Source organism: Arthrobacter sp. 8AJ (assembly GCF_902506025.1).
Taxonomy (GTDB): Bacteria; Actinomycetota; Actinomycetes; order Actinomycetales; family Micrococcaceae; genus Arthrobacter.
In genome coordinates, this window is record NZ_LR733289.1 from 1,711,632 (window position 1) to 1,733,286 (window position 21,655).

Sequence of the window (21,655 nt, forward strand, 5' to 3'; positions counted from 1 at the left end):
GAAGGCGCCGTGCGCTGGCCAGCCGGGCCGGGGCGGACGGGCAAAAAAGGGGGCTCTGGTAACAAAAAGGTTACTATAGAAGGCAAACCCCCGCTGATGATAGGTGTTTCCCTTGCGTTTAAAGACTGCAGCCGCACTTGTGCTGCTCGGCCTCCTGACACTTTTGGCCGGTATCGGCCAGAGAACCATCTGGGCTCCCTCCGAGACGTTCACCGCGTCCGCGCCGGCCGATGCCGCAGCGGCGCCGCTGACCGTTATTGACCAGAAGCTGCGCACCCTGCACGGCGGGACGGTCAAGATCAACGTCCAGGGCGACGGAAATTTCATGCTGGCCTCCGGCCGGCCGGATGACGTGGCTGCCTGGGTGGGCAAGACAGCCCACAACACCATCACCGGGGTGTCCGAGGACGAAAAGTCGCTCCAGGTTGAGCACGCCGACGGTGAAGGCACGGCACCGAACCCGGCCGGTTCGGACCTCTGGGTGTCCAACGAGAACGCCAGCGGCGAGCTTGAATACACCTGGACACCGCCCGCCGACGGCGACTGGAGCCTCCTGCTTGCCTCCGACGGCACCAAGCCGGCACCGGCCACAGTGTCCATGACGTTTCCGAACGACACGTCCACTCCCTGGGCTGTTCCGCTGATGGTCCTGGGCAGCCTCCTGATCGTGGGCGGAATCGTCCTGGCGCTGCTCTCTGCCCGCCGGAAAAACGGTGAAGGCGACAACGGCGGCGACTCCGGCTTCGCTGCCCGCGCCCGTGCCCGCAAGACGCAGAACCAGGACCCGTCGTCGTCCTCCAAGGTCACCATGGTGGCAGCCGGTGTGGCAGCAGCAGTGCTGGCCGCATCGGGCACGGCCGCCCAGGCTGCCAGCCCCAGCCCCCAGCCTTCCGGCAGTGCCTCATCGCCGGCCAAGGAAGCAGCAGGATCGCCTGTCCTGCTGGACGCACAATTCCGCCGGATCCTGGAGCAGGTCTCCAGCGCCACCGATGCAGGGGACGCGGCCAAGGACGCCGCCAAGCTCGCGGACCGCGTTGCCGGCCCCGAACTGGAAATCCGCACCCAGAACTACAAGATCCGCTCCCAGGTGGGCTCCTATGAGCCGCGCATGCCCGTGCGCTCCACCAAGCTGCTGACCACGGTGGTCACCAGCGACCGTGACTGGCCGCGTTCGGTGCTGGCCGTGACCCAGGGCGAAGGCAACGTTGTCCCGCAGATCCTGACGCTGGTCCAGCAGTCGCCCCGCGAGAACTACAAGCTCATGGAAACCACGCCCCTGCAGCCGGGAACCACGTTCCCGAACATCAGCCGGGGCGGCACCGACACCCTGGCCGCGTCGGACAAGTCCGGGCTGCTCTACAGCGGCGAGGAAGCAATGTCCGGCCTGGCCGACAGGCTCACGTCCGCGGACTCGCCGTTCAAGGACAGGCTGGTCGAGGGCGACTCCTCGCCGTACATCGCCGACACCCTGTCCTACCAGGCAGAGGTGGTCAAGGCCGGCGAGAACGGCAACTTCTCCTTCACCCACAAGGTGGTCCCCGAGAGCACCGTGGTGTTCCGGACCTCCGACGGCGGGGCCCTGGTCCTGGGCCGGATCAACTTCGGCTTCGAAGGCACCCCGAAGGCTGCCGGCGACAAGCTCAGCATCGGTGACGATGCCGCAGCCCTGGCCGGTGGCAAGGAAACCACCACGGGCATGGTCTTGAACTTCGCCGAATCGATGGCTGTCTACGTGCCGCCGGCAGGATCGACGGACCCGATGAAGCTCGTTGCCGCCACCCGCGGCCTGGTGGGCGCCAGCTTCAAATAGCGCCTGACTGCATTACCACCGGCAGCGGCCGGAGTGGCTAGAGTGGGAAACATGAGTTCGCCAGCTTCCCGCCCAGTCCCTCCTGCCGCTGCCAACCTGCTTAACCTGCGCGGCGCCGTCGACCTTTCCTCACTGAAGCGCCCCGCAGCTCCCGCCGGTACAGCCCCCTCCGGCACCTCGCCGTCAGGGCCGCCGGCAGGGGAGGCGCAGGAAGGGCAGCCGGGCGCGGCGGCAGGCGGACCCGAGCTCAAGGTCAACGTCACCGAAGCAAACTTCCAGCAGCTGGTGGAACTGTCCGCACAGGTTCCCGTGGTGTTCGCGCTGTGGGCTTCATACTCGCCGGAGTCCGGCAGGATGGTGGAGACCCTCGACCGCATCGTGGCCAGCTACGGTGGCCGCCTGGTCCTGGGGGCCGCCGACATCGAAGCTTTCCCGCAGCTTGCCCAGGCCTTCCAGGTGCAGGCCGTCCCCACCGCCGTCGCCGTCCTGAAGGGGCAGCCGGTACCGCTCTTCCAGGGGTCTGCGGAGGAGCAGCAGGTGCGCAGCCTCTTCGACGAACTCCTCAAGGTGGCCGCAGCCAACGGCGTCTCCGGAAGCCTTGACGCCGGCGGCGCCGCTGAGCAGGAGCCGGCACCGCTGCCGCCGCTGCACCAGGCGGCGTACGACGCGATCGAAGCCGGGGATTACGCCGCCGCGGCCGAGGCCTACCGCCAGGCGCTGAAGGAAATGCCGTCGGACCATGAAGCCAAGGCCGGCCTGGCCCAGGTGGAGCTGATGGACCGGCTGCAGTCCGTGTCGGCCCAGGACAGCGAAGCGCTGCGCACGCTGGCGGCGAACGAGCCGGACAACCTGGAAGCCCAGCTTGGGGTGGCGGACCTGGACGTGGCCGGCGGCCACGTGGAGGACGCACTGAACCGGCTGGTGGCCTTCATCGGCAGGAATTTCGGTCCGGAGCGTGAGACCGCAAGGGTCCGGCTGCTGGAACTGTTCGAGGTGGTGGGCGCCGGTGACGGGCGCGTGGCGAAGGCGCGCCAGGCGCTGGCCCGGGTGCTGTTCTAGTGCCGGCCCTGTTCCAGCCGCTGGCGCTGCGGTCCATGGAGCTGCAGCACCGGGGCTGGGTGTCGCCCATGTGCCAGTACAGCTGCGATCCCGACGACGCCCCGGGGGTTCCGAACGACTGGCACCTGGTGCACCTGGGCGGCTTTGCCGTGGGCGGCGCGGCGATGATCCTCACGGAAGCCGCGGCCGTGAACGCCGAAGGCCGGATCAGCCCCCGGGATGCCGGCCTGTACAACGACGAGCAGGCGGAAGCCTGGCAGCGGATCATTTCCTTCGTCCACCGGAACGGTACTGCCGGCACCAAGATCGGCGTGCAACTGGCCCACGCGGGCCGGAAAGCGTCCACGTTCTGGCCTTTCTCCGGCCGGCACGGCAGTGTTCCCGCCGCGGAAGGCGGGTGGGACACCGTTGGTCCGTCCACCACCTCGTTCGAGGGCTACGAGGCGCCAGCCGCCATGACGGTGGAACAAATCCACGGCGTCATCGCCGATTTTGCCGCAGCCGCCGAACGCGCGGTGGCCGCGGGCTTCGACACCATGGAGATCCACGGGGCACATGGCTACCTCCTGCACCAGTTCCAGAGCCCGCTGATCAACCAGCGTGACGACGAGTGGGGCGGGGACGAGGCCGGACGCAACCGGCTGATGCTGGCCGTGGTTGACGCAGTCCGCGCCGTGATTCCCGATTCCATGCCCCTGCTGCTCCGGATCTCGGCCACCGACTGGGCGCCGGGCGGGGTGGACCAGGAAGCCTCGGTCCGCCTGGCCCGCCAGGCGGCCGGCCGTGGCGTGGACCTGGTGGATGTTTCCAGCGGCGGGGCGGTGGCCCACCAGGAGATCAAGCCGGGCCTGGGCTACCAGACCGGGTTTTCCGCCGCCATCCGCGGGCAAGCAGGAATCGCCACCGGCACGGTGGGCCTGGTCACCACGCCGGGACAGGCGGAGCACGCGATCGCCACCGGCCAGGCCGACGGCGTCTTCATTGCCCGGGCCGCGCTGCGCGATCCCCACTGGTGGCTCCGGGCCGCGTTCGAACTGGGCCACGACATGGCCTGGCCGCCCCAGTACGAGCGGGCCATCCCGCGGCGGACCTTCTAAGCCCCATCCCGTGAAGACGGAGCCAGGCATGGCAGACTCTGCCGGGGACGGCCCTGACATCCCGGTTGGGCGGCAGCTGGAAGCGAAAATCCTGGAACTGCTCGTTTCCCGGGCGGCAACGTCCACCATCTGCCCGTCCGATGCCGCCAGGGCGGTGGGCGGCGACGATTGGCGGCACCTCATGGAGCCGGCCCGCGAAGCTGCGCGGTGCCTGGTTGACGCCGGCCAGGTCCACATCACCCAGGGCGGCTCCGTCGTCGATCCCGCCACGGCAAAGGGGCCGATCCGGATCCGCAAGGCGCCGTGAAGGCCGGCCGTCAGCCGAGCAGGTCGTCCACGTAGCACCAGCGCCATTCTTCGCCGGGTTCGATGCTGCGCATGACGGGGTGGCCGGTTTCCTTGAAGTGGCGGCTGGCGTGACGTCCCGCCGAGGAGTCGCAGCAGCCAACGTGTCCGCAGGCAAGGCACATGCGCAGGTGCACCGGTGTGGTGCCCTCCCGTTCGCAGCCTGCACAGGCCGGGTTGTCGGGAAGCGGTGCCGGCATGGCCGCCGTCAGGTGGTCGCAGACGCCGCCCGGCTGGGAGAGCCCTTCACCGCCACCGCCGCCGGCAGCGGAGTCGAGTTCGTTGAGGGAAGCATCGAGCATGGACTCTTCCACATCCAGCCGCTCCAGGACTTCGCTGAGGACCTCATGGGCGAAGTCCCCGCCGCGCCGGAGTTCCAGGACTTTTTCCCGTTCGGCTTCCAGCATGGCCATCCGCAGCTGGGCGTACCGCTGGCTCGGGGTGGCTGCCTCTGCCGCTGGCCTGCCCAGGCGTTCCCAGGCTGCCAGTCCCCGCTCCTGGGTCCGCCGCCGCAGCATGTCCATGACTTCAGGGGGATCGCTGTCCCGCCGGAGCTTCTCCAGGCGCTCCATGCCCGCAGTGGTGGCCAGCTGCATCAGTGAGGCCTGGTTCAGCGCATCCTCGCGCCGGTCCGGCCCGGGCAAACCCAGGGCGCGGACCAGGGCCGGCAACGTAAAGCCCTGCAGCACCAGGGTGCCGGCCACCACCACCATGGCGGCCAGGACCAGGACGTTGCGGTGTTCCAGGTCATCGGGCAGCGTGAGCACGGCGGCCAGCGTGACGACGCCGCGCATGCCCGCCCAGGACACGATGGCGGGAAACTGCCAAGGCGGTGCGGGGTCCTTGCGCTGCACGGAAGGAATCAGGCGGGGGAGGTATGTGGCGGGAAAGACCCAGATGGGCCGGAGCACCAGCACGGCCACCAGGATCACGGCGCAGCCAATCCATACCCGGCCCGCGCCCAGGGAATCGTCCTGGACGCTGTCGATGATGGTCCGCACCTGCAGGCCGATCAGCAGGAACACGGAGTTCTCCAGGAGGAACTGCACCGTGTCCCAGTTGCTGCGGGCGCTTTGCCGCGCGGCCCCGTTGGGCATGGACGGCGCCTTGGTGCCCATCACCAGGCCGGTGACGACGACGGCGAGCACACCGGAGGCGTGGATGGCCTCGGCAGGGAGGAAGGCAACGAACGGGGCCATCAGCGACGTGGAGGTGTTGATGGCCACGTTGCTGATCCGTTTCCGGATTTCGGTAAGGATGTACGCGGCGGCTAGGCCCACCGCCAGCCCGCCGCCGGCCGCCACCACGAAGCCGCCCGCCACATCCAGTGCTGACACCGAGCCGGCGATGGCGGCCACGGCCGCGCGCAGGCACACCAGCGCCGTGGCGTCATTGACCAGTGACTCGCCTTCGAGGATGTTGACGATCCGGCGGGGCATGCCCACCTTCCGTGCGATCGCCGTGGCCGCCACGGCGTCCGGGGGAGCCACCACCGCACCCAGGGCGATGGCGGCAGCCAGCGGGATTTCCGGGAACAGCCACCAGACCACCGCCCCGACCCCCAGTGTGCCGAAGATGACATAGCCCACGGACAGGAGCCCGATGGAGCGGCGGTTCGATGTGAAGTCGAACAACGATGTGCGGAACGCGGCGGCGTAGAGCAGCGGGGGCAGCAGGCCAACCAGGACCAGTTCGGGATTGAGCTCGACCTGCGGGATGAAAGGCAGGAAGGATCCTGCCACGCCCGCCAGGACCAGGAGCAGCGGAACCGGGAGATTGAGCTTCCGCCCCGCCGCGCTGCCGGCGCACACCACCGCAACGATCACCAGCAGGCCCAGGGCAATGTCCATGAGGTTAGTTTCGCACCCCCGCAGCGACGGCCCGCGGACTAGGCTGGCACCATGACTGCTCCCATGCCTGACCAGGCGTCGAATCCCGGCCCAGTGGCGGCCCTGTCCATCCGCGGGCTGGCCAAGCGGTTTGGCGGCAAGATCGCGGTGGACGGTATCAGCCTGGAGGTCCCGGCGGGTTCATTCTTTGGCATTGTGGGACCCAATGGTGCAGGCAAGACCACCACGCTGTCCATGGCCACCGGCCTCCTGCGCCCGGACTTCGGCACCGCCGTGGTGCACGGCGTCGACGTCTGGCAGCACCCACTTGAAGCGAAGCGGCTCATGGGGATCCTGCCCGACGGGGTCCGGCTCTTCGACCGGCTGACCGGAGAGCAGCTGATCACGTATGCCGGATTGCTGCGCGGCATGGACAAGAACGTGGTGGCCGCGCGGGTGGGGGAGCTGCTGGCTGCCATGGACCTCAGCCAGGACGCCGGAACACTGGTGGTGGACTACTCGGCGGGCATGACCAAGAAGATTGCCCTGGCCTCTGCACTCATCCACGCCCCGCGGCTCCTGGTCCTGGACGAGCCCTTCGAAGCCGTTGACCCCGTGTCTGCAGCGAACATCCGCTCCATCCTGGACCGGTACGTGGACTCCGGCGGAACGGTCATCGTGTCCAGCCACGTGATGGACCTGGTCCAGCGCATGTGCGACCACGTGGCGGTGGTGGCCAAAGGCCGGCTGCTGGCCGCGGGCACGGTGGAGGAGGTGCGCGCCGGAGCCTCGCTGGAGGACCGGTTCGTACAGCTGGTCGGCGGCCACAGCCACACGGAGGGGCTGGAATGGTTGCGCACCTTCTAAGGCTCAAGCTCACGCTGCTCCGCAACGGACTGCGCCGCAGCCCCTGGCAGCTGGTGGGGATGGCCATCGCCGGGCTCTACGCCCTGGGCGTGGTGGCAACGCTGGTCATCGCCCTTGTCCTGCTGCGCAACGCCGGTCCGGTGACCGCCCACACCGCCGTGGTCCTGGGCGGCTCCGCCGCCGTCCTGGGCTGGGCCGTGGTTCCCGTGGTGGCCTCCGCCACGGACATGACCCTCGATCCGGCCCGCTTCACCACTTTTGCGGTCCCCATGAAGCAGCTGCTCGCCGGCCTTGCCCTTGGCGGCCTGATCGGCATCCCGGGCCTGGCCACCGCACTCGTGTCACTGTCCACGGTGGTCACCTGGTCACGGGGCGTGCTCCCCGCGCTCGCCGCTTTGGCCGGGGCGTGCCTGGGTGTCATGACCTGTATTGTGCTGGCCAAGGTGGTCACCACCGCAACAGCCAGCCTGGCGGCTTCCCGGCGCTTCAAGGACATCAGCGCCATTGCGGTCATGGTGCCGCTGGTCCTGCTGGGCCCCATCGTGGCAGGGGTCGGCCGCGGCATCCCGGCATCCACGGGGTTCCTGCCAGAGTTCGCCCTGACCTTGTCCTGGACGCCGCTCGGGGCGCCATGGTCACTGGGCGGCGACGTCGCGTCGGGCCGGCCCGGGCAGGCCGCGGTGAAACTGCTGGTAGCGGTGGCGGTCCTCGGCGCCCTGGCCTGGTGCTGGAAGCTGCTGCTCGAACGGGCACTGGTCACCCCGCCGTACGCCGGCGCGGGGAAGCGCAGGGGCGGCAGGCTGGGACTGTTCGGCGTGCTGCCGCCCACCCCGGCCGGTGCGGTGATGGCCAGGTCTCTCACCTATTGGCTCCGGGACCCGCGGTACTCGGGTTCCCTGGTGGTCATCCCGCTGCTTCCGGTGGTCCTGGCGTTCCAGGGGACGCAGACGGGCAGCTACGGCAGCCTAGCTTTCCTTGCCCCCGTGGCCGCCTTCATTCTGGCCTGGTCCATCTCCGCCGACGTCTCCTATGACAACACCGCGTTTGCCCTGCACCTGGCCACCGGCGTCAGGGGGGTGGCGGACCGGCTGGGCCGGGCACTGGCGTGCATGACCTTTGCGCTGCCCGTGGTGCTGGTGTTCTCAGTGGGTTACGCCGCCTTCACGGGTAACTGGACGGCACTGCCCGGCCAGCTGGGGTTCAGCCTGGGGATCCTTTTCACCGGCCTGGGCCTTTCCTCGGTGGTATCGGCCCGCTACACCGTCACCGTCCCGCTGCCGGGGGACAGCCCGTTCAAGAAACCGCCAGGCAACGTGGGGCAGACCCTGGCCGTGCAGTTCGTGGGAATGCTGGTCCTGATGGTGCTGGTCCTGCCGGAGGCCGCGCTGCTGGTTGCCCAGGCGGTCACGGGCAACATCCTGTTCGGCTGGCTCAACCTCGCGGTGGGAACCGTCCTGGGCCTGGTCCTTTTCGGGGCCGGCGTCCGGCTGGGCGGCAGGTGGCTGGAGGCCCGCGGGCCGGAACTCCTGGCGCAGGTTACCGTCAACCGCTGACAGTTCCAGGAAGGGAACACCATGGAAATCGTGATACTCGGCGGCATCAGGCAGATTGGAAGACTCGCGGCGGACGCCATCGAACACCTGGTCCGCCGCAAGCCGGACGCTGTCCTTGGCCTGGCCACGGGGTCATCGCCGCTGCCCGTCTATGACGAACTCGCCGCGCGCCATGAACGGGGCCTGGACTTCAGCAGGGCGTCCGCGTTCGCGCTGGACGAGTACGTGGGCCTGCCGGCCGGCCACCCCGAGTCCTACCGGGAGGTGATACGCCGGGAATTCACCGACCGCGTGAACATCGCGCCGGAGAACGTCCACGGCCCCGACGGAACCGCCACTGACATCCCGGCTGCCTGCGAGTCGTACGAACAGGCCATCGCTGCGGCCGGCGGCGTGGACCTTCAGTTGCTGGGCGTGGGCACCGACGGGCACATTGGCTTCAACGAACCGGGCTCCTCCTTCGCGTCGCGGACGCGGATCAAGAGCCTGATCGAGCAGACACGCCGGGACAACGCCAGGTTCTTCACCAGCCTGGCCGAGGTGCCGCACCACGTCATCACCCAGGGGCTGGGCACCATCATGGCGGCACGCCACGTGGTCCTCCTGGCCACGGGGGCGCAAAAGGCGCAGGCGGTCCGCGATTTCGTGGAGGGACCGGTGGCCGCCATCTGTCCCGCGTCGGTGCTGCAGTTCCATCCGCATGCCACGGTCCTGCTGGACGAAGCCGCCGCCTCGGCCCTGAAACTTGCCGATTTCTATCGCCACACGTACGAGAACAAGCCCGCGTGGCAGGGGCTGTGACGGCGCCTGCGGGAGCGGCGCCAGGGCGTCCAAAAGTACGACGGCGGCCGGTGCGGGACCCCGGCACGGGCGTGCCGCCGTCGAACGTCCGGCCGGGGGAACGGCTAAGATGGATGCCATGACTAGCATGACGGACCCTCTCGAAAACGACCCGATGCGCGAGCTTTCCGGGGCTGGAACGTCCACGGCCACCATTGAGCGCGAGGAACTGCGCCAGGAAGTGGAGCCGGGGGACCGGGAGCGCTTCTCGCACTATGTGCGGAAGGAAAAGATCATGGAGTCCGCCATGACCGGGGAGCCCGTCATTGCCCTGTGCGGCAAGGTGTGGACCCCGGGCCGGGACCCGAAGAAATTCCCTGTCTGCCCCGAGTGCAAGGAAGTCTATGATGGCCTCCGCCCGGGCAACGACGGCGGGAAGGGTCCGGGCGGCTCGGGCAACAACAAGTAGTGACGGAGACGCTCTTTGGCGGCCCCACCCTGCCTCCGGCCTACCCGGAACGTGCAGCCTGGGGAACCGCCCCGAAACTCCGTGCCTGGCAGCAGGAAGCCCTTGACCTCTACCTTGCGAACAGCCCCCGCGACTTCCTTGCGGTGGCAACCCCTGGTGCAGGTAAGACGACGTTCGCGCTGCGCATCGCCTCCACGCTGATCGACTCCGGGGCAGTGAACCGCGTGACCATTGTTGCCCCCACCGACCACCTGAAGCGCCAGTGGGCGGACGCTGCCGCCAAGGTGGGGATCGCCATCGACCCCAACTTCAAGAACTCGGACGGCCAGCACGGCCGCGGCTTCATTGGCGTTGCCGTCACCTACGCACAGGTGGCCAGCAAACCCCTGCTGCACCGCGCCAAGACCGAGGCCGCCCGCACCCTGGTGATCCTGGACGAGATCCACCACGGCGGCGAGGCCCTGTCCTGGGGCGACGGCCTGCGCGAGGCATTCGATCCCGCGGTGCGCCGCCTGTCCCTGACCGGTACGCCGTTCCGTTCGGACACCTCGCCCATCCCGTTCGTGGAGTACGCCGAAGACCGTGACGGCATCCGGCGCTCCAAGGCCGACTACACCTACGGCTATGGCAACGCCCTCCGCGACCACGTGGTCCGGCCGGTAATGTTCATGGCCTACTCCGGCCAGATGCGCTGGCGCACCAGCGCGGGCGAGGAAATGGCCGCATCCCTGGGTGAGGCCGCGGTGACCAAGGACATCACCAGCCACGCGTGGCGGACCGCCCTGAACCCGGCAGGGGAGTGGATTCCTGCTGTCCTGGCCGGCGCGGACAGGCGGCTCAGCGAAGTCCGGCGCACCGTGCCGGATGCCGGCGGCCTGGTCATCGCCACCGACCACGAGGACGCCCGTGCCTACGCCGGCCAGCTGAAGAAGATCACCGGGGAGTCGCCCACCGTCATCCTCTCCGATGACGCCAAGGCCTCCAGCAAGATCGAGGAATTTTCCGCCGGCGACAAGCGCTGGATGGTGGCTGTCCGCATGGTGTCCGAAGGCGTCGACGTGCCCCGGTTGTCCGTGGGCGTCTACGCCACGTCTACGTCCACGCCGCTGTTCTTCGCCCAGGCCGTGGGCCGTTTCGTGCGTGCCCGCAAGAGGGGCGAAACGGCGTCGGTGTTCCTGCCGTCCGTGCCGCAGCTGATGGCGCTTGCCAACTCCATGGAGATGGAGCGGGACCACGCGCTGGACCGGCCCGAGAAGGAAGACGGCGACGGCCTCTTCAACCCGGAAGACTCGCTGATGGACGAGGCCAACCGCGAAGAGAAGGCCTCAGACAGCCTCACGAAGGGCAAGTTTGAAGCGCTGGACTCCCAGGCGTCCTTTGACCGGGTGCTGTTCGACGGCGGCGAGTTCGGCACCGGCGGCGAGGTGGGGTCCGACGACGAAATGGACTTCCTGGGCATCCCCGGGCTGCTGGACGCCGAGCAGGTGGGAACGCTGCTGCGCCAGCGCCAGCATGAGCAGCTGAACCGCAAGAACCGGAAGTCCCCGGCCGCGGACGCCCAGCAGGTTCCTGCCGTTCCGGACCACCGCATGCTGATGGACCTGCGCAACGAACTGGCCAAGAACGTGGCCGCCTGGGCTGCCCGGACCGGGACCCCGCACGGGGTGGTGCACACCAAGCTGCGCACGGTCTGCGGCGGGCCTCCCGTGGCCCAGGCCAACGAGGAGCAGCTGAAGTCCCGGCTGCGCAAGCTCCAGGACTGGTTCGTGGGCCGCAAATAGCGCCCTAGGCGATGTCCGCCCCGCCGAGTTCCATCTCGGCAACGGCGTCTTCCAGGTCCTCGGCGATACCGGCGGTCAGCGACCGCACCACGGTGACGCCGTAGCCGGCCTGGATGGCGTCCAGGGCTGTGGCCTTCACGCAGTAGTCGGTGGCGATGCCAACCACCACCACGTCCTCCACGTCATGGCTCTGCAGCCAGTCGTCGAGGCCGATGGCGTCCTCGTCGGCTTCCAGCTGTGCCTGGGCGCCGGGCAGGCCGCCGGGCTGCCGTTCCCCGGTGGGGACGGCGTCCTCAGGGGCCAGCAGGCCCTCGAAGCCTGAGTAGGCGGCGGCGAACTGGCCTTTCCGGAAGTACGCATCGACGTACTCCATGTCCAGGTCCGGATGGAGTTCGGCTCCGCGGGTGCCTGCCACGCAGTGCCGGGGCCAGCTCTCCTTGTAATCGGGCGTATCGGAAAAGTGGCTGCCGGGGTCGATGTGCCAGTCCTGGGTGGCCACCACATGGTCGAATTCGCTGTGGTGGGCGTCCAGGTACTCGCTGATGGCGCCCGCAACGGCGGCTCCGCCGGGAACGGCGAGCGAGCCGCCCTCGCAGAAGTCGTTCTGCACGTCCACGATGATCAAAGCGCGCGACATCAGTGCTCCTCGTAGATGGTGGGGATCGCGGCCTCGCCGCGCTGCAGGCGGTTGACCACCGGCGGCAGCTCAGCCATGGAATCTGCGTGGCGCTGCCGTGCGCGCAGAACGCCTTCGTGCCCGGTCCAGCCCGGCAGCAGTTCGCCGTTCTTCATGAACTGCTGCAGCAACGCACGGTCGTTGCCGTCGTCCTCGGGCCGGTGGCCCACTCCCACTACCTCGGCGGTGGCGGTACCGCGTTCGTCCAGCTTCCGCAGTGCGTACTTGCGGCCGCCCACGCTGGCCTTGTTCTTGGCCGCCTTGGCAACGGAGACGAAGTTGCCGTCGTCGTCGGTGCGGCTGACGAGTTTGTAGACCATGCTCGCCGTCGGGGCCCCTGACCCGGTCACCAGCGAGGTGCCCACCCCGTAGGAGTCCACAGGGGCCGACTGCAGGGCTGCGATGGCGTACTCGTCCAGGTCCGAGGTCACCACGATCTTCGTGTGCTCGTTCCCGAGGTCGTCAAGGAGGCGGCGTACCCACTGGGCCTGGGCCACCAGGTCGCCCGAGTCCAGCCGGACGGCGCCCAGCTGCGGCCCTGCCAGCTCGACGGCCGTGCGGACGGCCTTTTCGACGTCGTACGTGTCCACCAGCAGGGAGGTGCCCGCGCCGAGCGAGGCAATCTGGGCCTCAAAGGCCTCCCGCTCGGTGTCGTGCAGCAGGGTGAACGAGTGGGCTGCAGTCCCCACGGTTTTCACGCCGTAGCGGATGCCCGCCTCAAGGTTGGACGTGCTGTCAAAGCCGGCAATGATCGCCGCACGCGCCGATGCGGTGGCAGCCTCCTCGTGGGTGCGCCGGGATCCCATTTCGATGCAGGGACGGCCGCCCGCCGCGCTGACCATCCGGGACGCGGCGGAGGCGATGGCGGTGTCGTGGTTGAGCACGGACAGCAGGTAGGTCTCCAGCATGCAGGCTTCGGCGAACGAGGCCTCCACCACCAGGATGGGGGAGTTGGGAAAATACGCTTCCCCCTCGGCGTAGCCCCAGATGTCGCCGGAGAATTTGTAGTTGGCCAGGTACTCCAGGGTTTCCTGGTTGACCACCTGGGTGCGTTCCAGGAAATCCAGTTCCGCCTCGCGGAAACGGAAATTCGCAATGCCTTCCAGGAGGCGTCCAGTGCCCGCAACAATGCCGTAGCGCCGGCCGTCGGGCAGGCGCCGTGCAAACGCCTCGAACACGGACCTGCGGTGTGCCGCCCCCGAATGAAGGGACGCCTGCAGCATGGTCAGCTCGTAGTGGTCGGTATAAAAGGACGTGCGGGGATGGTCCCAGCCGGCTGAGGTGCTCACGAAAATCACTCTAGTGGGCATCCACATAGAATGGACAGATGACCATAAGCGTTGCGCCCGGCCCTGATACACAGGAGGGCATCCGGACCGGCACAGCAGAGTCCACCGACTCCCTGACCGCCCCGGACATCCCCTGGAACCTGGTGATCTGGAACGATCCCGTCAACCTGATGAGTTACGTCAGCTACGTTTTCCAAAGCTACTTCGGCTACCCGGAAAGCAAAGCGAACAAGCTCATGATGGAAGTCCACAAGAAGGGCCGTTCCATCGTTGCTTCGGGCAGCAAGGAACAAGTGGAGCGCCACGCCGTGGCCATGCACGGGTTTGGGCTCTGGGCCACGGTGGAAAAAGCCAGCGGCGGCACCGGCGGCAGTTCAGGCAAGTCCGGCGGGCCGGGCCAAGGTAAGGGGAAGCGTGGCTAAGGCATTCAAATACGGGCTCAAAGGCATCACGGGCTACCTGGAACCTGCTGAACAGGACCTGCTCCGCAGCCTCATCGATGACGTCATCTCCATGCTCCAGCCCGAGGACCGCACGGGTCAGGACCCGCTGGCGGCCCTCATTGGCCTGGACATGGATGTGGCCGAACCCACGGACCGTGCCGTCAAGCGGCTGCTCCCCAACGTGGTGAAGGACGACGGCGCCGCGTCCCTTGAGTTCCGCCAGCTCACCGAGCGTTCACTGCGGGAAACAAAGATCGGCGCCCTCCGCGCGGCTGCTTTGGACCTGGACAAGGACGAGATCGTGCTGACGCCCGAGGGGGCCCGGCACTGGTCGATGGCGTTGAACGACGTGCGGTTGGTCCTGGCGGAGCGGCTGGACATCCGGGACGAGGCAGACGCCGAGCACGTCCACCGCATGCAGGACTGGTCCCAGGCCGAGGATGTGGAGAGCTACCTGGCGCTGGTGTACAACTTCACCACCTGGCTGCAGGAGTCACTGGTCCAGGCAATGCTGCAGTCCATGGAACCCCGGCGGTGAGCTCCCGCGGCCCGGGGGAGGCCGTGCGCTGTGACACACCAGACATGAGTTACCGGACACAAGATGATGGCTGACGGTTCCGGGACCCCCTATCCTCGAATAATCATGACAACAGCCCCGAGCATGGAACCACCGGCAGAAACGCAGCCTGACTCCGGCGAAGGCGAGCTGCCGGCCGCTGCCCCGGAAGCCCGCCCCATCGGCGTCTTCGATTCCGGTGTCGGCGGCCTCACCGTGGCCCGCTCCATCATTGACCAGCTTCCCAACGAGTCCATCCTCTATGTGGGGGACACCGCCCACGGGCCGTACGGCCCGCTTCCCATCGCCGAAGTGCGGGCCAACGCTCTGGGTGTGATGGACGAACTGGTGGACTCCGGCGTCAAGCTGCTCACCATCGCCTGCAACTCGGCGTCGGCCGCTGTCCTGCGGGACGCCCGGGAGCGCTACACCGCCAAGTACGGCATCCCGGTCATCGAGGTCATCCAGCCTGCCGTCCGGCGTGCCGTTGCCGCCACCCGCACCGGAAAGGTGGGCGTGATCGGCACGTCCGCAACCGTGGGGTCCCGCGCGTACGAGGACACCTTCGCCGCGGCGCCTGACCTGGACATCACGTCGGTGGCGTGCCCGGAGTTCGTCAGCTACGTGGAAGCCGGCATCACCACGGGCCCGGCGCTGCTCGCCGTCGCCGAGGAATACCTGGCACCGCTGAAGGCCGCCGGGGTGGACACCGTGGTCCTGGGCTGCACCCACTACCCGCTGCTGACGGGCGTCATCTCCTACGTCATGGGCGCCGACGTCACGCTGGTTTCCAGCGCGGAGGAGACCGCCAAGGACGTCTACCGCGCCCTGGCCACCCACAACCTGCAGCGCACCTCGGAGGCACCGCCCGAGCACCACTTCGTCGCCACCGGTGACGCCGGGCAGTTCGAGGCGCTCGCCCGGCGGTTTCTGGGACCGGAAGTCTTGTCAGTCCGGCACGTGGACCATGTGGCCGCGCAGTACCCCACCGGCAGCCTGGCCCGGATCACCCCTGAGATGATCGCCGCCGCCCAAAGCGCGCGCAACCGTCCCCGGATCTCCAACTTCGTGGGCGGCGGTCTAGCCGGGGCGCGCCGCGGCGGAAGGTCCGCCCAGTGAAGCTGACCATCGTGGGATGCACGGGCTCATTCCCCGGACCCGGCTCCCCGGCGTCGTGCTACCTCCTGACCGCCACCGACGGCGAGCGGACCTGGAAGGTGGTAATGGACCTCGGCAGCGGGGCACTGGGGGCCATCCAGCGCTACACGGACCTGGAGGACATCGACGCGATCTTCCTCACCCACCTGCACCCTGACCACTGCATGGACCTGTGCGGGCTGCACGTTGCCATCCGCTGGAAGCCGGGCGGCTGGGGCCGTGGCCGGATCCCCGTGTGGGGGCCCGCCGCCACGGCAGACCGGATGGCCACCGCCTACGGCCTTCCCCTGGACCCGGGCATGCACGAAGAATTCGACTTCACCAACTGGACCGAACGCGAACCCGTGACCGTGGGGCCGTTCACCATCACCCCGTTCGCCGTCAACCACCCCATCGAGGAGGCCTACGCCCTCCGGGTGGAAGTGGTGGAACCCGGCAAGGACGGCAGCCCGGTGTCCCGCGTCCTGACCTATTCCGGGGACACCGATTCCTGCGCCGGGCTCGAGGAAGCCGCCAAGGACGCGGACCTCTTCCTGTGCGAGGCAGCCTTCGAAGAGGGCCGTGATGACGGCATCAACGACGTACACCTGACGGGCAAGCGGGCCGGGGAGGCCGCAGCGGCAGCGGGCGCGCGGCGGCTCCTGCTGACCCACATCCCGGTGTGGACGTCCCAGACCACCGTCATGGCCGAAGCCCGCCCGGTGTTTCCCGGCGACGTTGCGGTTGCCGTGGCGGGCGTGCACTACACGATCTAGCCGCGCGTATCCCGGCGCCTGGTTCCACGGCGCCTGCCTGCCGCACCGGCACTCGATAAGCTAAAGGCATGACATCTGAAGCAACAGCAGTACCCATTGTGCGCGCCGACGGCCGCGCAGCCGACCAGCTCCGGCCCATCAGCATCACCCGCGGATGGTCCAACCAGGCTGAGGGATCGGCGCTGATCGAATTCGGCAACACCAGGGTCCTGTGCACGGCATCACTGACCGCCGGGGTCCCGCGCTGGCTCAAGGGCGAGGGCCGCGGCTGGGTCACGGCCGAGTACGCCATGCTGCCGCGCGCCACCAACACGCGTTCGGACCGCGAATCCGTCAAGGGAAAGATCGGCGGCCGCACGCACGAGATCTCCCGCCTGATCGGGCGTTCGCTGCGCTCCATCATCGACACCAAGGCACTGGGCGAGAACACCATCGTCCTGGACTGCGACGTCCTGCAGGCCGACGGCGGCACCCGCACCGCAGCCATCACCGGCGCCTACGTAGCGCTTGCCGACGCCATCCGGTTTGCCCGCGACACCAAGCTCATCGCCAGGAATGCCCAGCCGCTCATCGACACCATCGCGGCGGTATCGGTGGGAATCATCGATGGCGTCCCCATGCTTGACCTGCCCTACGTGGAGGACGTCCGGGCGGAGACCGACATGAACGTGGTGGTCACCGGCTCCGGCAAGTTCGTCGAAGTGCAGGGCACTGCGGAGGGTGCGCCCTTCGACCGGGACGAGCTGAACCAGCTCCTGGACCTCGCTCTGCTGGGCACGGCCCAGCTGGCCGCCATCCAGCGCGAGACCCTCGCGGACACCCTGTGACCGGTGTGGCTCCCCGGCTGGTGCTCGCCACGCACAACAAAGGCAAACTCAGCGAACTCCGTGAGCTCCTGCGTGGACAGGTGCCAGGGCTCGACGTCGACACCCAGGTGGTGGACGCCGCCGCGGCGGGTGCGCCGGACGTCGTCGAGACCGGCGTGACGTTCGCCGAGAACTCCCTGCTGAAGGCGCGTGCGGTGGCCGGGGCCACCGGCCTGGTGGCCATCGCCGACGACTCCGGCCTGGCCGTGGACGTCATGGGCGGGGCCCCGGGCATCTTCTCCGCCCGCTGGGCGGGGCGGCACGGTGACGATGCCGCCAACCTGGAACTCCTGCTGAACCAGCTGTCCGATGTTCCCGACGAGCACCGCGGGGCCGCGTTTGTGTGCGCCGCCGCCCTGGCCGTGCCCGCGGACGCGGAGGGCCCCGGGCGCGAGGTGGTGGAGTACGGGCAGCTGGAGGGCATCCTCCTGCGTGAACCGCGCGGTGCCGGTGGTTTCGGCTATGACCCCGTGCTGCAGCCGGCGGGCGAGGAACGCAGCTGCGCCGAGCTGTCCGCCGAGGAAAAGAACGCCATCAGCCACCGCGGCAAGGCCTTCCGGGCGCTGCTGCCGTCCATCGTGGCGGCACTGGAAGCCGCAGGCTAGGACAAGGCGCCGGGCCGCGGGAACCCGCACATCGGACCCAGCAAAAAAGGTGCGCACCCCGGCGGGGTGCGCACCTTTTTGGGTGTCGGGTGCGGGCGGAGGACTGCTACTCCGGCCGGCCGCGATGGATGTTCCGGGGAGTCTTCTGCTCCTCTTCCGGTTCGTGTTCCTCGATGTATTCGTCGACGGTGTCGGTGCCGTATGCCTTCGCCTGCCGCCGTGCGGACAGCCCGCGCAGGAGCTCGATGCCGATGGGGACCACCGAGACCAGCACGATGACGATGAAGATAATGTCAAGGTTGTCGCGGACCCACGGGACCTTGTCGCCCAGCAGGTAGCCGAGGAGCGTGACGCCGCCGCCCCACAGCACGGCGCCGATGACGTTGTAGATGAAGAACTTTCGCTTGCTCATTTGCGCCACGCCGACGATCACGGGCACGAAGGTACGGATGATAGGCACGAAGCGGGCCAGGATCAGTGCCTTGCCGCCGTGCTTTTCGAAGAATGCGTGGGCGCTCTCGACATTTTCGCGTTTGAACAGCTTGGAGTTGGGCCTGTTGAAGATGGCGGGGCCGGCCTTGGATCCGATCAGGTAGCCGGCCTGGTTGCCAATGATCGCGGACACCACGATCAACGCGGCGAACGCGAAGATGTTGAACTTGATGGTGCCCGTGGCCACCAGCAGGCCCGCCGTGAACAGCATGGAATCGCCCGGCAGGAAGAAACCGATGAGCAGGCCGGTCTCGGCGAAGATGATGCCGCACACCAGCAGGACCACCCAGGGGGCCAGTGCGGGATCGGCCAGGAAGACCTGGGGGTTCAGCCAATCGGGCAGGAAGGAAGCCATTTTCGGCTGGACCGGTCCCGCACCGCCCAGCATGGACACAGCGAGGTCATTCATCACAGGAAAGTTCACCCCTCAAGGGTACTTGACGGGCCTGTGCTCCCCGGGGCCGGGGGTCCGCGGCGGTAAGGTAGGGGCCGTGGGTTTGGACTTTACGGCGATCGACTTCGAAACGGCCAACGGCTTCCGTGGCTCCCCGTGCTCGGTGGGGCTGACCAAGGTGAGGGGAGGCCGGATCGTTGAGGAGGCCTCCTGGCTGATGCGTCCGCCGTCGGGATACGACTCCTTCGACCACAACAACGTCAGGATCCACGGCATCACCGCCGCTGACGTCGCCGGCGCGCCCCGCTTTGGCGACCTGTTCCCCGAAATCGGCGCATTTATCGGCGACGACGTGCTGGCCGCGCACAACGCCGCCTTCGACCTCGGCGTGATCCGCTCGGCGCTGGAAGTCTCCGGCCTGCCCGGCCCGGCCTATGACTACGTCTGCACCGTCATGCTGTCCCGTCGCTGCTATTCGCTGGTGTCCAATTCCCTGCCTTTCGCCGCCGAGGAAGCGGGCGTCCCGCTGGTCAACCACCACGACGCCGCGGAGGATGCCCGCGCCTGCGCCGGCATCCTCGTCGACATCGCCGGCCGCAACGGTGCCAACAGCATCGCCGAACTCTACCTGTCCCTGGGGCTGGCCATGCCGCGGCAGCAGGCCTTCGACCCCGCCACGGACGACCTGTCCAAAGCCAGCCTCGCGGCGCTGGCAGGCAACTCGGGCAACGGGGCCACCCTGGTCCGCCGGTTCCAGTCCGGCTGGCCGGAGGAAGGACTGAACCCGGAGCCCAACCTTGACGCCGAGCCCGGGCACCCGTTGTACGCCCAGACGGTGGTGTTCACCGGGCAGCTCTCCATCAACCGTCCGGATGCCAAACTGCGGTCGGCCCGGTGCGGGGCGCGGACCGAGAGCCGGGTCACCGCGCGGACCACCGTCCTGGTGGTGGGGGACGGGTTTGTTGCCTCGGACCTTCGCTCGGGCAGGCTCACCGGCAAGGCGCGCCGGGTCCTGGAGCTTCACGACCGGGGGCAGGCCATTGAAGTGCTGTCCGAGGGGGAGTTCCTGCAGATGGTGGGCGGCGCGGATGCCCGGGGGCCGCTCGATGGTCCCGGGGAAGCCTGGGCCGGCGCCCGCGCACCCGCCGTCAGCGCCTGATCCCCGGGCGGGGGCTGCGCACAGTCATCCGGCGCAATAAAGCTTGGCCGCTCCGGCGGCTGGCTCCTACCCTTGCGGGATGGCCTCCCTGTTCACTTTCCCCAACCCCGTCAATGAATACGCCGCCCGCACCACGGCAGCGCTCGTGGTGCTGCTCGCCGTCGTCACCGCGGTGGCAAATTCAGGCTGGGGACTGGCAGCGATTGCCGCCGGATTCTGGCTGCGGCTGCTCTTCGGCCCGCGGATTTCGCCCCTGGCGCTGCTGTCGGTCAAGGTGATCACCCCGCGGCTGGGAAGGGTGAAGCTGGTTTCCGGGCCGCCCAAGCGTTTCGCCCAGGGAATCGGTGCGGCAGTGTCCACCGGCGCGCTCCTCCTCTTCGCCGCCGGCGCGGCGCCGGCAGCCTGGACGCTGCTGGGCATCCTGGTGATTGCTGCCTCGCTGGAAGCCTTCGCGGGTTTCTGCCTGGGCTGCACCATCTTCGGGTTCCTGCAGCGCCGCGGAGTGATCCCGGAGGACGTCTGCGAAGCCTGCAACAACATCAGCCTTCGCCGGTCGTAACCTTCACCAGCTGATCGGCCATGCCGCGGACCACCTCCGGCGCTTCCAGGGCCCCGAGCCACTGCGCCGGGAGGCAGTCCTCACCGTACAAGGCTCCCAGAATGTTTCCTGCCAGCGAACCCGCGGTATCGCTGGGGCCGCTGTGGTTCACCGCAACGGCCATGGCACGACGGAAATGGTCAACGGGCTGTGTGTCCGCCCCGTCGGCCGGGGCTGTGGCCATGACGGCATAAAGCGCGACGGCGAGGGCTTCCTCCGCTGTCCGGCCCCCGCCCAGCACCTGGAGCAGTTCTTCGGGCCCGACGAGCGCCTCGTCCGCGAGCCCGAGGGCCGCCTCAAGGCGTGCCGGCAGCTCCGGGGCGACGTCCACAAGGTCGCCGGCGTGCGCCGTAACCCCGGCGGCGGCGTCCCGCAGCCCCTCGCCGGACACCAGCCGGTGGATCAGGAGGCTGAAGATGCCCGCACTCTGCCGGGCTGAAGGATGCCCGTGCGTCAGGGCGGCGGCGTCGGCACTGAGCTTATAGACGGCGTCGGGCGTGATGTGCGGCACCAGCCCAAACGGTGCCGAACGCATCACCGTGCCGGCGCCCCTGGCTCCGGGGTTCACCGGGCGGCTGATGGTTCCCATTTCACCGCTGGCAAGCCCGGAAATGCATTCCTCCTCGGGGCGCCTGCGCTGCCGGAGCACCTCGTTGCCGTCGATCCAGCGGGGCTGGGGTGCCGGTGCGGACGGCCCGGCCTCCTCACCCTGGGTGGCCAGCCAGCGCAGGTACGCCAGCCAAAGGCAGGCGTTCACGTCCGCGCCCACGCCGGAGTTGGCCCATTCCAGCGCCTCCACCAGCCCATCCACCGTGTACAAGGTCAGCTGGGTGTCGTCGGAAAAATGGCACGGGCCCTGCAGGTCCTCAAAGCCAGCCAGGCCCTGCGCCCCGAAGCGCTGCCGGATCGCCGCGATGGAATCGGATTCCACGGCGTAGCCCAGGGCGTCGCCCAGTGCCCCGCCCAGCAGGGAGCCGTGGATGCGGGACTTGAGGGTGGGCGCGGGGATGCCGTGGTCGAAGCTCATGGAGTAAATTTACCGTCCGCAGCCCGGAGGCCCGCGCTGCATACCGA

General features: G+C 68.5%; 22 protein-coding genes. 17 read left to right on the top strand and 5 right to left on the bottom strand.

Annotated elements, in window-relative coordinates:
* Positions 1-139 precede the first annotated feature (139 nt).
* From BACI349Y_RS07945 to BACI349Y_RS07960, 4 genes are read left to right on the top strand one after another with little or no spacing between them, the layout of a single operon-like run.
* Positions 140-1,810 (top strand): hypothetical protein, encoded by a 1,671-nt coding sequence (locus BACI349Y_RS07945; RefSeq protein WP_159635370.1) that lies wholly within the window; start codon positions 140-142, stop codon positions 1,808-1,810.
* Between the two features lie 51 nt (positions 1,811-1,861).
* Positions 1,862-2,869 (top strand): tetratricopeptide repeat protein, encoded by a 1,008-nt coding sequence (locus BACI349Y_RS07950; protein WP_159631657.1) that lies wholly within the window; start codon positions 1,862-1,864, stop codon positions 2,867-2,869.
* Positions 2,869-3,966 carry an NADH:flavin oxidoreductase/NADH oxidase gene (locus BACI349Y_RS07955; RefSeq protein WP_159631658.1) on the top strand — a complete coding sequence of 366 codons (1,098 nt, stop codon included), beginning with the start codon at positions 2,869-2,871 and terminating at the stop codon, positions 3,964-3,966. The genes BACI349Y_RS07950 and BACI349Y_RS07955 overlap by 1 nt, the downstream gene beginning before the upstream one ends.
* A 28-nt stretch (positions 3,967-3,994) precedes the next feature.
* On the top strand, positions 3,995-4,273 hold the full coding sequence (locus BACI349Y_RS07960; RefSeq protein WP_159631659.1) for a DUF3253 domain-containing protein: 279 nt from the start codon (positions 3,995-3,997) through the stop codon (positions 4,271-4,273).
* 10 nt (positions 4,274-4,283) lie between these two features.
* On the opposite strand, the gene BACI349Y_RS07965 is transcribed toward BACI349Y_RS07960, so the two are convergent.
* Positions 4,284-6,161: a Na+/H+ antiporter gene (locus tag BACI349Y_RS07965; protein ID WP_159631660.1), complete on the bottom strand. Its 1,878-nt coding sequence runs from the start codon at positions 6,159-6,161 to the stop codon at positions 4,284-4,286.
* 51 nt (positions 6,162-6,212) lie between these two features.
* Between BACI349Y_RS07965 and BACI349Y_RS07970 the strand changes: the two genes are divergently transcribed.
* The 5 genes from BACI349Y_RS07970 (at position 6,213) to BACI349Y_RS07990 (ending at position 11,590) form a co-directional block, all read left to right on the top strand.
* Complete coding sequence (locus tag BACI349Y_RS07970) at positions 6,213-7,007, top strand: ABC transporter ATP-binding protein (RefSeq protein ID WP_159631661.1); 795 nt, start codon at positions 6,213-6,215, stop codon at positions 7,005-7,007.
* Entirely contained in the window at positions 6,989-8,560 is a 1,572-nt protein-coding gene (locus tag BACI349Y_RS07975) for a transporter (RefSeq protein WP_159631662.1), read from the top strand. Before BACI349Y_RS07970 ends, BACI349Y_RS07975 begins: the two co-directional genes overlap by 19 nt.
* A gap of 21 nt (positions 8,561-8,581) precedes the next feature.
* Complete coding sequence (gene nagB, locus BACI349Y_RS07980; RefSeq protein WP_159631663.1) at positions 8,582-9,361, top strand: glucosamine-6-phosphate deaminase; 780 nt, start codon at positions 8,582-8,584, stop codon at positions 9,359-9,361.
* 109 nt (positions 9,362-9,470) lie between these two features.
* The gene (locus tag BACI349Y_RS07985) at positions 9,471-9,809 is read left to right on the top strand and encodes a DUF3039 domain-containing protein (RefSeq protein WP_159631664.1); all 339 of its coding nucleotides are present in this window, start codon (positions 9,471-9,473) and stop codon (positions 9,807-9,809) included.
* Positions 9,809-11,590, top strand: a complete 1,782-nt coding sequence (locus tag BACI349Y_RS07990) for a DEAD/DEAH box helicase (protein ID WP_159631665.1) — start codon at positions 9,809-9,811, stop codon at positions 11,588-11,590. The genes BACI349Y_RS07985 and BACI349Y_RS07990 overlap by 1 nt, the downstream gene beginning before the upstream one ends.
* 4 nt (positions 11,591-11,594) lie before the next feature.
* Here the strand turns inward: BACI349Y_RS07990 and BACI349Y_RS07995 are convergent, their stop codons facing one another.
* Positions 11,595-12,227: an isochorismatase family protein gene (locus tag BACI349Y_RS07995; RefSeq protein ID WP_159631666.1), complete on the bottom strand. Its 633-nt coding sequence runs from the start codon at positions 12,225-12,227 to the stop codon at positions 11,595-11,597.
* Positions 12,227-13,555 carry a nicotinate phosphoribosyltransferase gene (locus tag BACI349Y_RS08000; RefSeq protein ID WP_159631667.1) on the bottom strand — a complete coding sequence of 443 codons (1,329 nt, stop codon included), beginning with the start codon at positions 13,553-13,555 and terminating at the stop codon, positions 12,227-12,229. Before BACI349Y_RS08000 ends, BACI349Y_RS07995 begins: the two co-directional genes overlap by 1 nt.
* A 38-nt stretch (positions 13,556-13,593) precedes the next feature.
* On the opposite strand from BACI349Y_RS08000, the gene clpS reads away from it, so the two are divergent.
* The 6 genes from clpS (at position 13,594) to rdgB (ending at position 17,938) form a co-directional block, all read left to right on the top strand.
* Complete coding sequence (gene clpS / locus BACI349Y_RS08005; protein ID WP_159631668.1) at positions 13,594-13,977, top strand: ATP-dependent Clp protease adapter ClpS; 384 nt, start codon at positions 13,594-13,596, stop codon at positions 13,975-13,977.
* Entirely contained in the window at positions 13,970-14,536 is a 567-nt protein-coding gene (locus BACI349Y_RS08010) for a DUF2017 domain-containing protein (protein WP_159631669.1), read from the top strand. The genes clpS and BACI349Y_RS08010 overlap by 8 nt, the downstream gene beginning before the upstream one ends.
* A gap of 105 nt (positions 14,537-14,641) precedes the next feature.
* A complete protein-coding gene (murI, locus tag BACI349Y_RS08015; RefSeq protein WP_370871833.1) occupies positions 14,642-15,673 on the top strand; it encodes a glutamate racemase in 1,032 nt (343 codons plus the stop codon).
* Complete coding sequence (locus tag BACI349Y_RS08020) at positions 15,670-16,467, top strand: MBL fold metallo-hydrolase (RefSeq protein ID WP_159631670.1); 798 nt, start codon at positions 15,670-15,672, stop codon at positions 16,465-16,467. Before murI ends, BACI349Y_RS08020 begins: the two co-directional genes overlap by 4 nt.
* Positions 16,468-16,535: 68 nt before the next feature.
* Positions 16,536-17,294: a ribonuclease PH gene (gene rph / locus BACI349Y_RS08025; protein WP_159631671.1), complete on the top strand. Its 759-nt coding sequence runs from the start codon at positions 16,536-16,538 to the stop codon at positions 17,292-17,294.
* A complete protein-coding gene (gene rdgB, locus BACI349Y_RS08030; protein WP_159631672.1) occupies positions 17,291-17,938 on the top strand; it encodes an RdgB/HAM1 family non-canonical purine NTP pyrophosphatase in 648 nt (215 codons plus the stop codon). Before rph ends, rdgB begins: the two co-directional genes overlap by 4 nt.
* 106 nt (positions 17,939-18,044) lie before the next feature.
* Here the strand turns inward: rdgB and BACI349Y_RS08035 are convergent, their stop codons facing one another.
* Complete coding sequence (locus BACI349Y_RS08035; RefSeq protein ID WP_159635376.1) at positions 18,045-18,839, bottom strand: VTT domain-containing protein; 795 nt, start codon at positions 18,837-18,839, stop codon at positions 18,045-18,047.
* Positions 18,840-18,921: 82 nt separating this feature from the next.
* Here BACI349Y_RS08035 and BACI349Y_RS08040 point away from each other — a divergent pair, with 82 nt between their 5' ends.
* A complete protein-coding gene (locus BACI349Y_RS08040) occupies positions 18,922-19,983 on the top strand; it encodes an exonuclease domain-containing protein (RefSeq protein WP_159631673.1) in 1,062 nt (353 codons plus the stop codon).
* Positions 19,984-20,062: 79 nt separating this feature from the next.
* Positions 20,063-20,542: a DUF4395 domain-containing protein gene (locus tag BACI349Y_RS08045; protein ID WP_159631674.1), complete on the top strand. Its 480-nt coding sequence runs from the start codon at positions 20,063-20,065 to the stop codon at positions 20,540-20,542.
* On the opposite strand, the gene BACI349Y_RS08050 is transcribed toward BACI349Y_RS08045, so the two are convergent.
* Positions 20,523-21,608: an ADP-ribosylglycohydrolase family protein gene (locus tag BACI349Y_RS08050; RefSeq protein WP_159631675.1), complete on the bottom strand. Its 1,086-nt coding sequence runs from the start codon at positions 21,606-21,608 to the stop codon at positions 20,523-20,525. The genes BACI349Y_RS08045 and BACI349Y_RS08050 overlap by 20 nt on opposite strands.
* Positions 21,609-21,655 lie beyond the last annotated feature (47 nt).

Excerpts from the sequence above, each read along its gene's own strand:
- BACI349Y_RS08045 (WP_159631674.1), top strand. The coding sequence starts at position 20,063 with ATGGCCTCCCTGTTCACTTTCCCCAACCCCGTCAATGAATACGCCGCC.
- rph (WP_159631671.1), top strand. The coding sequence starts at position 16,536 with ATGACATCTGAAGCAACAGCAGTACCCATTGTGCGCGCCGACGGCCGC.
- BACI349Y_RS08035 (WP_159635376.1), bottom strand. The coding sequence starts at position 18,839 with ATGAATGACCTCGCTGTGTCCATGCTGGGCGGTGCGGGACCGGTCCAG.
- BACI349Y_RS07965 (WP_159631660.1), bottom strand. The coding sequence starts at position 6,161 with ATGGACATTGCCCTGGGCCTGCTGGTGATCGTTGCGGTGGTGTGCGCC.
- BACI349Y_RS07950 (WP_159631657.1), top strand. The coding sequence starts at position 1,862 with ATGAGTTCGCCAGCTTCCCGCCCAGTCCCTCCTGCCGCTGCCAACCTG.
- BACI349Y_RS07975 (WP_159631662.1), top strand. The coding sequence starts at position 6,989 with ATGGTTGCGCACCTTCTAAGGCTCAAGCTCACGCTGCTCCGCAACGGA.
- BACI349Y_RS08050 (WP_159631675.1), bottom strand. The coding sequence starts at position 21,608 with ATGAGCTTCGACCACGGCATCCCCGCGCCCACCCTCAAGTCCCGCATC.
- murI (WP_370871833.1), top strand. The coding sequence starts at position 14,642 with ATGACAACAGCCCCGAGCATGGAACCACCGGCAGAAACGCAGCCTGAC.
- BACI349Y_RS07970 (WP_159631661.1), top strand. The coding sequence starts at position 6,213 with ATGACTGCTCCCATGCCTGACCAGGCGTCGAATCCCGGCCCAGTGGCG.
- BACI349Y_RS07960 (WP_159631659.1), top strand. The coding sequence starts at position 3,995 with ATGGCAGACTCTGCCGGGGACGGCCCTGACATCCCGGTTGGGCGGCAG.
- clpS (WP_159631668.1), top strand. The coding sequence starts at position 13,594 with ATGACCATAAGCGTTGCGCCCGGCCCTGATACACAGGAGGGCATCCGG.
- BACI349Y_RS07985 (WP_159631664.1), top strand. The coding sequence starts at position 9,471 with ATGGATGCCATGACTAGCATGACGGACCCTCTCGAAAACGACCCGATG.
- BACI349Y_RS07995 (WP_159631666.1), bottom strand. The coding sequence starts at position 12,227 with ATGTCGCGCGCTTTGATCATCGTGGACGTGCAGAACGACTTCTGCGAG.
- nagB (WP_159631663.1), top strand. The coding sequence starts at position 8,582 with ATGGAAATCGTGATACTCGGCGGCATCAGGCAGATTGGAAGACTCGCG.